Origin of the sequence: Nitrosomonas communis, assembly GCF_024102715.1 — a bacterium.
Taxonomy (GTDB): Bacteria; Pseudomonadota; Gammaproteobacteria; order Burkholderiales; family Nitrosomonadaceae; genus Nitrosomonas; species Nitrosomonas communis_B.
The window spans coordinates 1-15,860 of record NZ_JAGFJM010000080.1 but is presented as its reverse complement, the minus strand read 5'-3'; the positions used below and the strand labels follow the sequence as shown (position 1 = coordinate 15,860).

General features: G+C 52.1%; 15 protein-coding genes. All 15 read right to left on the bottom strand.

Annotation, left to right across the window (positions count from 1 at the left end):
- Positions 1-4: 4 nt before the first annotated feature.
- Complete coding sequence (locus J5I83_RS07535) at positions 5-1,327, bottom strand: replication-associated recombination protein A (RefSeq protein WP_304054609.1); 1,323 nt, start codon at positions 1,325-1,327, stop codon at positions 5-7.
- Positions 1,320-1,934 carry an outer membrane lipoprotein chaperone LolA gene (gene lolA / locus J5I83_RS07530; protein ID WP_304054648.1) on the bottom strand — a complete coding sequence of 205 codons (615 nt, stop codon included), beginning with the start codon at positions 1,932-1,934 and terminating at the stop codon, positions 1,320-1,322. Before lolA ends, J5I83_RS07535 begins: the two co-directional genes overlap by 8 nt.
- Before the next feature lie 98 nt (positions 1,935-2,032).
- Positions 2,033-4,363, bottom strand: a complete 2,331-nt coding sequence (locus J5I83_RS07525) for a DNA translocase FtsK (protein WP_304054608.1) — start codon at positions 4,361-4,363, stop codon at positions 2,033-2,035.
- 218 nt (positions 4,364-4,581) lie between these two features.
- On the bottom strand, positions 4,582-5,553 hold the full coding sequence (locus tag J5I83_RS07520; RefSeq protein ID WP_304054606.1) for an ankyrin repeat domain-containing protein: 972 nt from the start codon (positions 5,551-5,553) through the stop codon (positions 4,582-4,584).
- A 198-nt stretch (positions 5,554-5,751) separates the two neighbouring features.
- On the bottom strand, positions 5,752-6,159 hold the full coding sequence (locus J5I83_RS07515) for a DUF86 domain-containing protein (RefSeq protein WP_304054604.1): 408 nt from the start codon (positions 6,157-6,159) through the stop codon (positions 5,752-5,754).
- Positions 6,156-6,569 (bottom strand): nucleotidyltransferase domain-containing protein, encoded by a 414-nt coding sequence (locus J5I83_RS07510; RefSeq protein ID WP_304054602.1) that lies wholly within the window; start codon positions 6,567-6,569, stop codon positions 6,156-6,158. The genes J5I83_RS07515 and J5I83_RS07510 overlap by 4 nt, the downstream gene beginning before the upstream one ends.
- Positions 6,570-6,584: 15 nt before the next feature.
- Positions 6,585-8,015 carry a hypothetical protein gene (locus J5I83_RS07505; RefSeq protein WP_304054601.1) on the bottom strand — a complete coding sequence of 477 codons (1,431 nt, stop codon included), beginning with the start codon at positions 8,013-8,015 and terminating at the stop codon, positions 6,585-6,587.
- 19 nt (positions 8,016-8,034) lie between these two features.
- Positions 8,035-9,288 (bottom strand): DEAD/DEAH box helicase family protein, encoded by a 1,254-nt coding sequence (locus tag J5I83_RS07500; RefSeq protein WP_304054600.1) that lies wholly within the window; start codon positions 9,286-9,288, stop codon positions 8,035-8,037.
- 9 nt (positions 9,289-9,297) lie between these two features.
- Entirely contained in the window at positions 9,298-9,468 is a 171-nt protein-coding gene (locus J5I83_RS07495; protein WP_304054598.1) for a hypothetical protein, read from the bottom strand.
- 28 nt (positions 9,469-9,496) lie between these two features.
- Complete coding sequence (locus J5I83_RS07490) at positions 9,497-10,045, bottom strand: type II toxin-antitoxin system VapC family toxin (protein WP_304054596.1); 549 nt, start codon at positions 10,043-10,045, stop codon at positions 9,497-9,499.
- Positions 10,026-10,391, bottom strand: a complete 366-nt coding sequence (locus tag J5I83_RS07485) for an STAS-like domain-containing protein (RefSeq protein WP_304054595.1) — start codon at positions 10,389-10,391, stop codon at positions 10,026-10,028. The genes J5I83_RS07490 and J5I83_RS07485 overlap by 20 nt, the downstream gene beginning before the upstream one ends.
- A 9-nt stretch (positions 10,392-10,400) precedes the next feature.
- Positions 10,401-11,273: an ATP-binding protein gene (locus J5I83_RS07480; RefSeq protein WP_304054594.1), complete on the bottom strand. Its 873-nt coding sequence runs from the start codon at positions 11,271-11,273 to the stop codon at positions 10,401-10,403.
- A 376-nt stretch (positions 11,274-11,649) separates the two neighbouring features.
- A complete protein-coding gene (locus tag J5I83_RS07475; RefSeq protein WP_304054593.1) occupies positions 11,650-12,717 on the bottom strand; it encodes a lipocalin-like domain-containing protein in 1,068 nt (355 codons plus the stop codon).
- 12 nt (positions 12,718-12,729) lie between these two features.
- Positions 12,730-15,279 (bottom strand): ABC transporter permease, encoded by a 2,550-nt coding sequence (locus J5I83_RS07470; RefSeq protein WP_304054592.1) that lies wholly within the window; start codon positions 15,277-15,279, stop codon positions 12,730-12,732.
- The coding region (locus J5I83_RS07465) for an ABC transporter ATP-binding protein (protein ID WP_304054591.1) at positions 15,276-15,860 on the bottom strand (585 nt) is incomplete at its 5' end. The genes J5I83_RS07465 and J5I83_RS07470, both read right to left, overlap by 4 nt.

Below are 15,860 nucleotides of genomic sequence, written 5' to 3'. Positions count from 1 at the left end.
ACGGTTATTTCTTCTGATTATGCTTCTTCGCCTGCGCGTCCAATTGACGCAGATGAGTCAGTTTTTCGGCGATTTTTGCCTCCAGTCCATAGGCAGTAGGCTGATAGAAATCCGTAGGCGGCATGTCGTCCGGAAAATAATTTTCACCAGCGGCGTAGGCTTCCGGTTCATCATGCGCATAGCGGTAATTTTTACCGAAATCCATGTCTTTCATGAGTTTGGTGGGCGCATTGCGCAAATGAATCGGTACGCGGCGCGATTGATCGTGTTCGACCAAGGCGCGGGCTTTTTTGTAAGCAAGGTAAGCCGCATTGCTTTTCGGTGCGCAGGCCAGGTAGAGCGCTGCCTGCGCCAGCGCGAGCTCGCCTTCCGGGCTGCCAAGGCGTTCATAAGCATGACAGGCATCGAGGGTGATGGTAAGTGCGCGCGGATCGGCCAGGCCGATATCTTCCGTCGCAGCACGAATCAGTCGCCGGCCGATATAAAGCGGATCGGTGCCGCCATCGAGCATGCGGCACATCCAGTAAAGCGCGGCATCCGGAGAGGAACCGCGGATCGATTTGTGCAACGCTGAAATCTGGTCGTAAAACTCATCGCCGCCTTTGTCAAACTGGCACATGCTGCGCGACAGTATATTGCGCAGATAATCCACATCGATCTCGCGCACCCCTTCGGTCTCGGCAGCGATATTTGCCTGCTCAAGCAAGTTGAGTAAACGCCGCGCATCGCCATCAGCAAAGGTGGTCAGCAGATTTCTTGCTTCCTCGGAAAAATGCAGCTTTGGCAAACCCGATTGACAGGCGCGCTCAAACAGAAGCTTTAGCTCCTCTTCAGATAAGGGGCTTAACGCATACACTTGGGAACGTGAAAGCAGTGCGCGATTGACTTCAAACGAAGGGTTTTCCGTAGTGGCGCCGATAAAGGTGATCAATCCCTGCTCGACATAAGGCAGAAAAGCGTCCTGTTGCGCCTTGTTAAAGCGGTGCACTTCATCCACGAACAAAATGGTGTGGCGGCCTGATTGCTGCAGCACGCGCTGCGCCCGTTCGATCGCATCACGAATATCCTTTACGCCTGACAGGACTGCTGACAACGCAATAAACTCAGCCTCAAACACGCGCGCCATCAGGCGTGCCAGAGTAGTTTTTCCGCTGCCTGGCGGTCCCCACAAAATCATGGAGTGCGGTTTGCCGGATTCAAAAGCAAGCCGCAGGGGTTTGCCAGCGCCTAACAGATGCGCCTGACCGATGATTTCATCCAGCGATTGGGGGCGTAGGCGTTCCGCCAGCGGGGCAGCGGGTTTTTGCGGTGCAAACAGATCAGTCACTGATCACATCAGCCCCTTCCGGCGGGGAGAACTGAAATAAATCAGGCGCGAGCACAGGATTGGCAGCGAGATCAGTAAATACCAATAAAGTAAATTGCCCGAAGTTGTCGCGCAGCACCATTTCGCGCAATTCGCCCTTCCGCGAAAATCCCATGCGGATCAGCTCAAAGGTGCTTTCTTTGGCCTTGGGGATAGCTTCCAGCCACTCCATCTCATCCTGCACCTCGATTTCTTTAAGCTCAAAATTCCGTTCGATGGTACTGCTGCCGGCCAGCAAGGCAGCTGGACTGCTGCCGATCGCTAGATCCAGTTGACGCACCGTGACCTGATTGAGATCCTGATCATAAAACCATACTTTTGCACCATCCCCGACAATCAATTGCTGGTAGGGTTTGTCATAGGTCCAGCGGAATTTGCCTGGCCGCTCGAACATCATGACACCGCTGGCTTCCTGCACAATCTGCAGGTTTTTATCCAGCAACGTTTGGGCAAATACAGCCTTGAAAGTGTGTGTGCGCTGAACGAATGTCCTGAGGCTCTCGATGGCGGCAGCCTGCGCAACCAGGGGAAGTAGGCAAAGTAACAAAAACAGGCTCAATCGGGTCACGCTGCTTCTCACCAAGAATATCTGGATGGAGCCGGTAGTGTTGCATATGTTTTTGTTATTCATTCAACCTGATCCTTATTCATGCAAGGAAGCATTGATTAGTCATCCCGGTTAGGTGCCAATACTTCCCGATTACCATTACTTTGCATGGCGGAAACAAGACCAGCGCGTTCCATTTCTTCGATTAAGCGCGCTGCGCGGTTGTAGCCAATGCGCAGTTGTCTCTGCACCAGTGAAATCGAAGCACGGCGCGATTTAACCACAATAGCCACTGCTTCATCATACAATGGATCCGTCTCGCCCCCAGCCTGCCTGCCCGTTTCACCATTCTCGCCAGCAAGCTCGCTCTCTTCATCACCCGCCCTGAGCACTTCCTCGACATAGCGCGGTTCACCGTGTTCCTTGAGATATTCCACCACTTTGTGTACTTCATGATCAGCCACGAATGCACCGTGGACGCGCTGCGGGTAGCCGCTGCCCGGCGGTAGATAAAGCATATCGCCCTGGCCGAGCAAGGCTTCTGCACCCATTTGATCCAGGATGGTCCGTGAGTCGATTTTGCTGGAAACCTGAAAAGCAATCCGTGTCGGAATATTGGCTTTGATCAGGCCCGTGATGACATCAACGGAAGGGCGCTGCGTTGCCAGCAACAGATGTATCCCGGCTGCACGCGCTTTCTGCGCAAGCCGCGCAATCAACTTCTCGACTTTTTTGCCCATGATCATCATCAGATCAGCCAACTCATCGATCACCACGACGATCAATGGCATTTCTTCCAATTGCGTAGGCGTATCGGCTGCCGCAGTAAGCGGATTGATCAATAATTCCTCATTCTTTATGGCATCACGGACTTTCTGGTTATAGCCGGCAAGATTACGCACTCCCAAGGAAGACATCAGCTTATAACGCCGCTCCATTTCAGCTACGCACCAGTTGAGCGCGCTCGCCGCTTCGCGCATATCTGTCACCACCGATGTCAGCAGGTGGGGAATCCCTTCATACACAGAAAGCTCCAGCATTTTCGGGTCGATCAGAATCAAGCGGACTTGTTCAGGTGTGGCTTTGTAAATCAGGCTCAGGATGACTGCATTGATCGCAACCGACTTTCCGGAACCAGTTGTTCCCGCTACCAGCGCATGCGGCATTTTAGCGAGATCAGAGACGATCGGACGTCCGCTGATATCCTTGCCGAGTGCAATAGTCAACGGTGATGCCATATCAGCGTAGGGCTGGGAACTCAGGATTTCATGCAAACGCACCATTTGCCGCTTGGGATTGGGAATCTCCAAACCCATGGTGGTTTTCCCGGGAATGGTCTCGACCACGCGGATGCTTGCAACGGACAGCGCACGCGCCAAATCCTTGACCAGATTGATGATCTGATTGCCTTTAACTCCGACTGCAGGCTCTATTTCATAGCGGGTAATGACCGGGCCAGGATGAGCTGACACCACTTTGACTTCCACACCAAACTCCTGCAGCCTGCGTTCAATCAAGCGCGAGGTAAATTCCAGCGTGTCGCTGGACAGCAGTTCAACATTTTTTTGCGGCTCATCCAGCAAATCGAGTGGCGGCAGAAGTGCATCAGAAGAATCGGTAAAGACAGAAGACGCCGGCTTTTCTTTGACAACGCGCGCAGGTTTCTGAATAACAGACTCAGGCAGTTCTATCCGCAAAGCAGAAGCAGGTTCAACAGGCTTGCGATAATCCTCTTTAGTCGCTGGTTTCTTTTCTTCCTGGAAAGGCATCAACGAAGAAGAAGCTGCTACCTCGGCACGGCGGTCTCGCAACATGATCAAACGATCCCACAGAGAAAAGCAGGATTCTTCAATGGCCTCGCCTATTTTTTCAGTAATACGCACCCAGGACAATCCCGAAAAAAGACTGAAACCGATTGCCATCAAAATGACCAGCCCGAGCGATGCGCCAGTAAAGCCGAGTATCAGGGAAAGATTTTTGCCCAGAATTTCACCCAGCACGCCTCCCGGCACCAAGGGTAGCGATATGTTAATTGTATGGAAACGAAGCGACTCAAAGCCACTGCTGGCAGTAAGCAGCATCATGAAGCCCATCAGCGAAATAAGCAGCGCACGTGGATCAAAAATGCTGGCAATATCGATGCGGCGGTAACTCCACAGCACTGCCGAGAGGAAAAAAACCACCCACCACCAGGCAGAAGCACCAAACAGATAAAGCAGCAAATCAGCCAGCCAGGCACCCGCTCTGCCCCCGGCATTACCGATTTGATCGCTATGATCGCTATGTGACCAGCCAGGATCAGCGCGGTCAAAGCTCATAAAAATTAATATCAGATAAAGCGCGACACCACTCAATATCAGGCAAGCAGCTTCTCGTAATAATTTGGTGATTCTCGGAGGCAGAGGATTGCTATTCACTTTCCTCGCCATCGGTTTATTGACAGCACTCATGCAAATATCAGGAATATAGCAACAAAAACGAGTTTAATATTATGAAGATTATATAGAAATTCCCAGGCAAGCTCTTGCCGTTATCGGTTGATTTGCTTATGAGCTGGTGAAATAGCCCGTTATTGCAAAGCACCAGATCATAAGCAAGTGACGCCAATTTTCTGGCGAAACTGTGTTGTCACAGATTCAGCCCGCTTTCCTGAATCAGAAAAGCCTGCTTAATTTTTTGCAGCTTTAAGCAATTCAATGATCGCCGGATTATTGGCAATTTCCAGCGCGGTCTTGCCACTCACACTCTTGAGCGTGGGATTGGCACCTTTCGCTAACAACAATTTGACCATATCTTCATGCTCATGGAGCGCTGCCCACATCAATGCAGTGATACCGTCCTGATTATGCTGGTCGATACTCGCTCCTTTTGCCAACAAGGTCTCAACGACAGCTATATGCCCATTCTGAGCAGCCAATATCAACGCGGTAAAATCATTACTAGCCTTTAAGTCAGGCTGGGCGCCACTAGCCAGCAATGTTTCGACTATTGCCTGGTGACCAGACAAAGCAGCCAGAATCAGCGCAGAAGCGCCGTTGACGTCCTGCACATCAGGCTTGGCTCCCTTTGCCAGCAGGGCTTTGACAATTTCCAAGTGACCGTTCTGCGCAGCCAGATGAAGCGCAGTCGTCTGGCTTTCATCTTGCAGATCTGGGCTGGCACCTTTTGCCAGCAAAGTATTGACGATCGCCGTATGACCGAGTGCTGCGGCAATTATCAGAGGCGACAAGCCATTCTTGCTTTGCAGATCCGGCTTGGCACCTTTTGCCAGCAAAGCCTCGACGATGGCTTCATGGCCATTTTTAGACGCCAGCAACAATGCCGTCCCGCCTTGAACATTCTGCAGATCAAAGGCTGCGTTCTTTTCCAGCAGCAAATTCACCACAGCAGTATGGCCATTCTGCGAAGCAACCGCCAGCGCGGTAAACCCATCGGGATTCTGCAAATCGATTTTTACGCCCTCTTGCAGCAGCTTCTCGACAGTTGCAACATCACCCGTCAAGGCTGCCTTGAGAAAATCTTTTTCTTTGGAAAAATCCGCTTCCTCGTTGGCAAAACTCAGCAATGGCTGAATAAACAGCATGGCGACTATCGCCATAAAGAATAAACGCTTGAATTGCGATTCGAACAAAAATTTCATATCTTTCTTTAATTTGCCTGAAATAACGTTATTTGTCATGGTGGCCAAGTATAACGCACCCTATTTTTAGCCGTGTTATTTTTTATAAACTAGAAAACGATCCGATCCAAGAATCCCTATCGTCGAAGCAAAAAACCTCCAGATTCGTGCAATCGCTGCAGCAAAATAAAAACTGAAAATCAGATCATCAATTGGAGTTCAATCTGTGCAGCGTAGTGCCTGGGTAGCAAATTCAAGCAGATCCCGGGTACGGTGTTCGATCACGTCGATCAAAATTTGCATATCCTGATATTCATGCACCAGAATATTACGAAATCCAACCATTCCTTGCAGTTTACGCATCATTTCTTCGTCAATCACGCCGGCTTGCGCTAGCAAGGTAAAGGATTCACGGCTATCGCGTGGCAATCCAAGCTTGCGGATTCTCACCAGATGATTGGCGATATCAATGGTTAATTCTGCAGCACGCTGTAGATTCATCGCCACCGCATCCAGACGAAGCTGATCCTTCACAAAAGGTAACCCTGTTTCCATCCGATAATACTTTTCAATTTGCTTGAGGCAGCGTTCAATGCTGACTTTCTTGCTGAGAATAATGTCATTCATGGGTCGTAGAATTTTCCACTGCGCAAGCCTTCATTCAAAATAGCCGCCCGCTCCTCGTTGAGCTTCTGATACAGCGAAAGTACCAGCATTTCGAATTCATCGGCAACCGTTCCAGGAGCCTGAAAAAACCTTCGCCCACTCATGATAATCTCTTTTTGCAACACGGTCGGCGCCAGACGCAGGTTGATCAAATCCACATCCCGGTTGAATGCCACCTGCAGCGTTTGATGCAGTTCGCTGAATAAAAGTGAACCGGTTCCTTTTGCCTGCTTGGGTGGCAACAGGATGGCGACATCCAGATCGCTTTCGGGTCGTTCATATTCTGTCCCCCAGGACCCAAACAGGTAAATCGCCTGCGTCTCCGGCCAGGCATCCAGGATCAGCTTCACCAACTGCTCCGTACTGCTCACCACACCGCCTCCGGCTTACCGGGATATCGCAGACCAACCATCCCTATACTCACGAAATCCAGCCAGTAATTCCGCAAAGGATTTGGGAGCGTACTGTTTGAATCCCGCTTCATCCACATAAACAAAATCATAATTTATCTCTGCCTGCAGCGCGTTGATATCCTCACACCACTGACGCAACCGTCGCATTTTCAAGGGCACGTCCAAGTCTTCCCGTCCTTTGGTTTCAACCACCACAACCCGTTCAGGAGACAGCTTCACCAAAAAATCCGGATAGTAGTTGGCGATATCGCCAGCCGTATTGACGTAATCCAGTTTGAAATGTACGGCCAGATAATTTTTGGCAAAAGACAGCACATCGCCGCAATTTTCCAGGAAACTGGCAAACTGCAGTTCGAAATGACTATCGCCAACCACGCGATTGAATACACTTTTCTTGGGCATCAGATAACCCTGCTCCTTCACGATAAAGGGGCGAGTCTGCCGCAATTTGAGGGTGTCACGGATTTCTGCGCCCCCTTTGGTTTGTACCGTTAATGCGTTAATCGCCTTTTTAAAAACCTCCAACACGGTTTTAGTGGCAGCCAGTTCCGATAAATTGCGCAAGGTATTGGGCGATTCCAGATCGACCGTCTGAGCAAAAAGCTCATTCCGGATAAATGCTTTGATCTTGCCGTATAACACGTCGTAGCCGCTGACCAGGCGCAATTCTTTCATCACCGTTTGAGCGAAGTAGCCGATCACGCTGCGGTAATCGGCAACGCCAGCGGTATCCAGTAGCGTGGCATGCGTGATTTCACCGGTTGTAATGTCCCTGAAAACAATCTCTCGTTGCTCTTCCTCGCTGAATTGCTGGTAGACCACCGGTTGGAACGCCATAATACTCATATCCAGGTCGCTGAGATGCTTGTATTCACGATAGACTCGCGGCGCCAGCACCGGAATTTCGATATCCAAGGCATCGATATTTTTTTGCTTGTTATCGTGATCAATCTCGATGACCAACGGTGTTTTGGCCTGGGTACCCGCGCCCATCGCCTTGCGTTCCAGCACCACCCCTTCGGCCTGGATGGATTCGACAAATTCCATGAAGGCATCGGTACCGATCACGCTGACATATTCCTCCACCCCGCCGGGATACATCTTGCGCAAGCCACGCCCCAATGTTTGTTCCGGCAGGATATTGCTTTTGGCAGAGTAGGCACGCAAGCCGACAATGGTCGTCACATTGCGCACATCCCAGCCTTCCTTGAGCATCAGCACCGACACGATCGCCTTGTAGGGGCTTGCCAGAGTATCGATCTCATTGGCCTGCTTGCGTAACCGCTCCAATTCTTCTTTAGCCTTGCCGGTCGCTGCTTCGGAAACCTCACCATTGTTCTTGGTATGAATCACCAATACGGCCCCTTTCAACTCAGGATAATGGCCTTCCAGATACGCTGCCACGTCATCACAGTTTTTGGTGTCATCCCGTCATCACGAACAAAATAGCTTTTTTATCGAGCTTCTGGTGTTCCTCGTAGGCTTTGCGCCACTCGATCACCCCCAGGTCGATATAATCCGCATATTTCTCGGTATACTTGGAGCTTTGCCGCTCGCAAAGCTTGCCACGACTGGCTGCATCCGGCAGCACAGGGTGCTTGACCACATTCTGCCAAATCGCCTCCACCAGCGGATAATCCGCCACCGTCTGCACGAAAATCGCGCCATTATTGTGTTTGGGCGTAGCCGTCACATCCAGTTGCAAGCTCAAGGAGCCGCCCTTCTGCAGCAGCCGGTGATGAATATCCTCAATCGACTGGAACCAGGCAAGCCTCGCATCATGGATATGGTGCGCCTCATCGTTGAGCACCATCAGCTCATCGATGTCGCGCACGATCATGCCCAAATCCACCTTTGAATCCGTGGTCGCGCCCGTGGGGCGCTTGCCCAGAAAATAGTCCATGGTATTGTCATCCTCCGGCGAAGGCGGGATATCCTCTCCGGCATACACGCGATGCATATTGGTCAGAAAGATATTGCCGGTGGGGTGCGTCACGCGTACCTCATCTTGCAAGTGCAGCGTGAGCTGAAAATCATCGCGCCAGTTCTGACCCTCAAAACCGTTGTCGGGCACTACCGGATCATCAAAGAAAATACGCAGTCCCTGAAAATCCTTGTAAATGCGATCCAGCACGATGATATTGGGCGCGATCACCAGAAAATTACGGGAAAGCCCGGAATCTGCTTTGTACAGCTTATGAAAGAAACTCCATGCCAGCGCCAGACTCATCACCTTGGTCTTGCCGCTGCCGGTTGCCATTTTCACCACCAAGCGCCGCCAGGTCTCGTCGAACAGGCTGGCTGACACTGAACCACTGCTATCGAAACGCATCAGATCAAATTTATCTTTCACACCGACCACGTCATACAAATAAATGATCGTTTCCAACGCCTCGCGTTGCGCGAAAAAGTATTGAAACTCAACCATGGCACCATCAACTTGGGGCTGCAAGTGCGGCTCCTGGAACCACCATTTGAGCAAACTCTGACTAGTGCGGGTTGCACCTATATAGCCACTGTCGCGGAATGCTTTTACCTTGCGCCGTAACTGCGGCACCAGCGGCGGCATAAGCTTATCCATGCTGGTTTCGCGCAATGCCTCATCTGCCGGAAACCAGCGGATAGCCGGATCAAGAATGGCGTGCGGGGAATCGGGGAAATCGGGGTGAAGGGCCATGCTCAGCGCTCAATGTTTTCTTAGTTGCTCGGCAATTTGTTCCGGCTCCAGACGCACAAGCTTGCCATTCTGATAAACGACCGCATACTGTCCCAAACGCCGCTTCTTGTCCAATGCCTCGGCAACTGCGCGCTGCAATACCTCTTTGGCTTGTTGTGCTAGTCGTTGAGTCTCAGTCACACCCAATCGCTGTGAACAAAATAATCACTCATGATGATAGTAATCGCTTATTCGCAGTCACAACTGGAATTCCCTGATTACAAAAATCACTGTCATGAGTGAGGAGCTTCAATCTCCGTTCCTTGCACATCGCCACAATAATCTGGTCGTTGAAATCGGCATCTCCTGCAGCATACTCAACAATCAATTCATTGATATCCAATGTGTCAAATCTGCTTTCGATTCGTATGCAATGACTAAGTACACGCTTGATATCGGCAGCAATATCCTGCGCCAATGGCTTAAAATCGGGGCTTTTACGAAATAACTTGAACTTCCCATGAGGCTTGCCCATAACGTCCCATTTCAGCCGGGCATAGGTGTTAATAAATTCCGAGACAATCAGTACATCAATATAGATACGGCATTGTGCAGTAAGAATTTTTGTTAGTGCCTGCGAATAGGCTGCTACTCTCGCATCCCTTGGTTTTTGCGGGCCATAGATATACAGCCAGATATTGGTATCCAGCAATAGCTCATCATCTGGTGTAAAGTTATAGTTATCTATTGGCAATATCTCACAAGCCACTATCTTCATCTCCCAATGTATCCTGAACTGCTTGATCGAATCTCTGAGGGTCTTTGAAATATTGCTTGGCCGTTTCCACCACCCGCTTCAGCAAGGCCAGATCATCCGGCTGTATGTCCTTTACCTTAAGCGAGGACCGAATTTGTTCTTCGCTGAATTCACCATACAACTGGCCAATAGCAGCATTCAGGAAAGCAGAAGTCAACGTAGAAACATTGTAAAAAGAGAGAATCACATTTGCGCCCTCTTTAATCACCTTGGCAAGACGCTCATAAACCTTCTGCCCATCACTTGAGGCGACACAAAGTGGGCTCCCCACCACTTCAAATATGGATATCGTAATATCTTTTTGCATTCTGCTATCCTAAAAAATATCTGTCCCGCTTATCTCGGAAGCAAGCTTATATGAATTTGTATCAGCCGTATTGATTTCCACTGTTACAACCGTTCCCGGGAATGGTTGGCTTAACGGTGCAGTGATAGTTCTTTTATTTTCCCTTCGCCAGTAACCCGCATCCGATACAATCTGAATACAACCGCCATTCCGATCAATAAACTCGCTGAGCAGCTTGAGACCCAATCCGCCTGGCACACGACCTCGCTTGGTGGTATTACGCCCCTGAGTCGCCCAGTCAATCGCATCTTCTGGTGAAAGATTTAGTCCGATATTATCCTGGATGTTCTGGCGCATACCTATTCCCAAATCAGCAACAGAAAAATCGAGCCGGTGCCGTACCGGGAAGAATTGCCCACAACTAAAAATTCCCTGCTCAGTGCGCGAATGCAGCACAGCATTGCTGAAAATTTCAAAAATACTTTCACGAAATTTCTTCAGTAGTCCTGCTGACATAGCAGGCATCTCGGAACGGTGAATCAACTCATTCTCAATATAGTCAGCAAAATAGCGATCGTCTTTGACATCAAAACGCTGATAGGGAATGGTCGTTCCCCACCGATCAGGTATTCTTTCCCGACCATAATGACTGAGGAAACCATTTTTTGACAAGATTTTTTCGACCCCGGGTCGGAGGTTAATCAAATTGACCGTATTTAAACCTTCACCCAATCTATGAAGAATTGCCCCAAAAGCCGCACACATATCCGCATCAAACCAAGTAGTTGCAGCCATATCGACATCGATATCTTCCAAAAAACAATCCTTCGTTTCTGCTGCTAAGCGCACCAGTCCATTAAAGCCTGAATAGTCATGCCGAATCTCCGGCAACGTAACCTTCACACCCTTACCTCCACAATCGTCATAGTGTCATTGCCAAAAATATCCACCACCTTCACTGCGATCTTGCGTCGCCCCGGCATGACTTCCTGGAATACGCTGATCAATTCCAGCGAACGGTCCTTTTTGGTGCGGAAGCTTTGCCACTTGTTTTCGAAAATGTAATCGCCCGTCCACTGCTCTTCCTATTCATCGATTTCCAAGCTTTGCACACGGATAATCTCATGCTTGTTCTCAAAATCGAAATCCACTGACCAGTAGTCAATCCAGTACCGGGTCAGTTGCTTGCGCGTGATCACGCCGTTCTTATCCTTGAGCGTCGCTTCCGCATTAGCGATGGTGTCCTGCGAAAAACACTGAATCTTATTTTGTCTGCCTACTACATCGACAACGGTTTGTCATAGCCGGTCAATTCCAGGTAGCCGCGTCCTGCGGGCTGGCCATCGCGCGTCACGGTCACGGCCCCTTCCCAGTAAATAGTAGCGGCGGAAAAGCGTGAATCGAGTTCCTGGTCATCTATCATCGGTTCGAGCTGCCATTCGATATTCCCCGTTCTGATGCGCATGGCGATCGGATAAACTGCGTCTGTCCGGGATGAGCGCCAAGTGCGCACCGGATGAAAGCTGACTTCATCTGGCGAAAAAATCGTCATGTGGCCCGAGGGATCGCGCAAACCGGCATACGCCCAGATTCTGCCACCGTCCTTGCCGCGCATCTGAAAGGCCATCAATGCGGAGCCGTCGTCGAGATTGATGCCGGTCCAGTCCCACCCTTCCGCGTTCGGATCGAGATACTCCGAAAACCACTCGTGATCGAGCCAGGCACTGCCTTTAACTGCTATGGCCCGATGATCACGCGTCACGGTACCGCTGACTTGCAAATGCGGTTCGCTGTAGTAATAACTGGCCAGCCCCGGCTTTGACCCTTTGCGGAGAAAACCATCCAAACCTTGCAGCATGAGCGGTTGCGTTGGCGTTAACGACAGCTCCAGGGCAAAGTCATCTCCTTCAACATAGGTACGATAACGGCCGTCCGCTTCGCGGACAAAATACCACTCATCCAGTTTCACCTCGCTATTGCCTGCTTTGGCATAAGCCAGGCCAAAGCCTTCGCGCATGCTTTTCTCCTCATGCAGCAGTTTTCCGGCCTTGGGATCGGACAGCGCCGCATGGCCGATAATTAATCGTTTGGGGGCAAAACGGCTGGGATTATCTTCGTCATGTTCCGTGGTCGGACGAAAAAAAGTGACTTGAAAACCCAGCGGCTGCCGGTCGGGCGTTTCCAGCCAGCCCGTCATATACCACCATTCATTGCGGAAATTTTCGTGCGCGCCAAAGTCCTCCGGGAAAACCAGCGCTCTCGGCGTCACGGGCGTATACACCGGCGGCGCTGCCAGCAACATCCCCAGCGGCGTCAGCCATAAAAGTAGCGTTAACAGCTTGCGCATTACCTCTTCTCCTTACCAATCCTCTTTGACCGCACGTATCACACTGCCCGACACCGCCTGGCGCCCAGCGACCAGCGCAGTCAATGCTGCCGCCAGCAGCATGGCGAGCGCCATGATAGCCAGCCATGGCCAGGGCAGATGAAGCTGCATGGTCCAGTGGAATGACTGCGGGTTGACGATGAAAATGAGGATCAGGCTGATGCTCCAGCCCAGGATAAAGCCGATACTGATGCCAAACCCTGCCAGCAATCCCCCCTCCAACGCCAGCATGCGGTAGATCTGGCCACGTGTCACACCGATATGGCGCAACATGCCAAATTCCTTGATACGCCTCAGCGCCTGTGCTGAAAAACTGGCGGCTACACCAAGCAAGCCCACGCCCACTGCAATCAATTCCAGTAAATAGGTCACGGCAAAACTGCGGTCAAAAATCTTCAGGCTGATGGCGCGGATTTCGTTTGGCTGCCAGAATGTCAGCGACTCACCGAAAGGCAGCGCTTTCAGTGCGGCCATGAGCTGCTGAGGCGTGATGCTATCCTGTAGCCACAGCGCTGCTTCATTGACCTGCCATTCACCCGATATCCTTTGATAATCGCTCAATTGCATCTGGATGGCGCCAAACTGGCGTCCATAATCGCGCCACACCCCGGCAACGACATAATCCTGCGGCACCTCGCTCAACGGCAAGGCCACCCGTTTGCCCACCTGGTAATCGTAAAGATCGACCATCGCTTCCGAGACCCAGATGGGGACCGCATCCAGCGGAATTTCTGCGGGGGACAGCGCATCGTCTGTCAGCGGCAGGGTATTGGCTGGATCAGACATATCGATCGGCCGGGCAATCAGTGTCACCGTTGGCCAGCCTGCATCCAGGGTAATCTGCAGTGAGCGGATCAAATCGAGGCGTCCGATGCCCGCTGCTGCCGCGATCGCCTGCTGCTCCTGCGGTGTGAAGCCAATCGCATCTTGGCGCACCTCGGTGCGCATATAGAGATCGGCAGGCAGAATATGCGTCAGCCAGTCTTCGATCGAGATACGGAAACTGGCCACCATGATTGCCATCGCCACCATCAGACTGAAGCTGGCCAGCACGCCCCCCAGCGCAATCGCAGCCTGTTGCGGCGCATTCGTCAGTCTGGTCAAAGCGAGAGTCGCCAGCACACCTGCTGTCAGGCGATTGCCCGCGCGAGACAATCCCGCAAAAAACCATGCCGCCAGGGACGGCATCCAGGCGATGCCGCCGATCAGTAGCAACGCCACCGCGAAATAACCAAAAATGGGCAATCCAACTACAGGCGGCAGTTGCGTCAGGATGATCGCCAGCACTAAGCAGACCAATGCAGGCCAGGGAGTACGCAATCCTGCCAGCGCCATCTCCTCGCTGCCCGATTTGAGCGCGGGCGCGGGATGAGCCCGCGCAGCTTCCCAGGCAGGCATCAGGCTGCCGAGCAAGGTCGCGCTGACACCCAGCAGAAAAAAGAGTAGCGCCGCCAACGGACTCAACTGAATGCTCGGCTTGATCTCGGGAAAGAATCCGCCTCCGAGCTCTCCGCCATAAACATGCAATGCTGTCGCTGCCAGCGCGTAACCCAGCCCAAGTCCCAGCAGGGAGCCGAGCATGCCGAGCAGACTGCTTTCGCGCAGGATCTGCCGCAGGATTTGGCTGCGCGTCAATCCGAGCACGCGCAGCAGCGCAAACTGCGGGCGCCGCCGCAGCGTGGACAGCACCTGCGTGGAAAATACCAGAAACATGCCAGTAAACAATGCCACCAGCGCCAGCACGTTCAGATTGATGCGATAGGCACGCGACATGTTATGAACGCGCCTTTCCTGATCAGCAGTTTCAGTGACCTGGTATTGCGCGGGCAATGCCTTTGCCAGGGCTGCTTTGAAGGCAGCACGCTGGATGCCTGGTTTTAATTTGAGATCGATGCGCGACAGCACGCCGACATGATCAAAATGCCACTGCGCCGCGCCAATATCCATGACTGCGATGCGCTGTCCAGCATGTGCTCTGACCAGCCCGCCCGCCACCCGCAATGTCACAGTTTTGGTGCCCAGCCGCAGCGGCAGCCTGTCACCCTGTCTGACTGCCAGCCACTCCATCGCGGCAGGCGACAGGAAAATGGCATCGTCTGCCAGCACATCGAACACGCGACCTTCTGCAGGCACCCCGACTAAATCGGGTGTCATGGCAACGGCGCGGTACACGTCAACACCGAGAATTTTCAAGGTATTGCTTCTGTCATCTCCTGGCTTACCAGGGATGGCAGCCTGGATTTCCAGCACCGGACTTGCGACCGCCACCCCGTCATGCTGCGCCAACAGTGGATAGAGCATTTCGTCAAAAGTTGGCTGCGTGGCGCGTACCTGCAAATCAGACTGACCGGACAAGCTTTTGACCGCCGCAGAGAACTCATTGACTGCCGCGCTATTGATCAAATGGATCGAAAACCCCATGGCGATCCCCAGTGCAATCGCAATAACCGCAACCACGATTTGCAGCCGATGCGCCTGCCACTCGCCCAACAGCAGCCAGCGGGACAACAGATTACGCTTCATCTGAACGAGCCTGACCTATTAGTATCGAGGGGTTGTAAGCCAGTCTTGGTCAGCAGCAGGATATGGTCTGCCGTGGCTGCGGCCGCCTGCGAGTGGGTGACGATAATACCTGCCGCGCCATTGGCTTTGATTTCGCTGCGCATTAACTGCAGCACTTCCTGCGCGGTATCCGGATCGAGGTTGCCTGTCGGCTCATCGGCCAGAATCAAGCGCGGGCGATGCACCAGCGCGCGCGCAATGGCGACACGCTGCAGCTCCCCGCCCGATAGCTGCCGCGGGAAATCCTGCCCCCGTCCTTCTAACCCGACCGCAACCAGCATTTGTTCGGCGCGCTCGAGCGGCAAACGATTGAGCAACAGCGGCAAAGCAATATTCTGCAGCAAGGTCAAGTGAGGCAGGACGTGAAATGCCTGAAAGACAAAACCAAAATGGCGCCGCCGCAAATAAGTGACGGCATCGTCATCACCTGCTGATAGTACAATGCCATTGATACGAATCTCGCCGCTATCGGGTACATCCAAACCAGCGATCAGATTCAACAGCGTTGATTTCCCTACCCCCGAATCTCCCATGATCGCCAC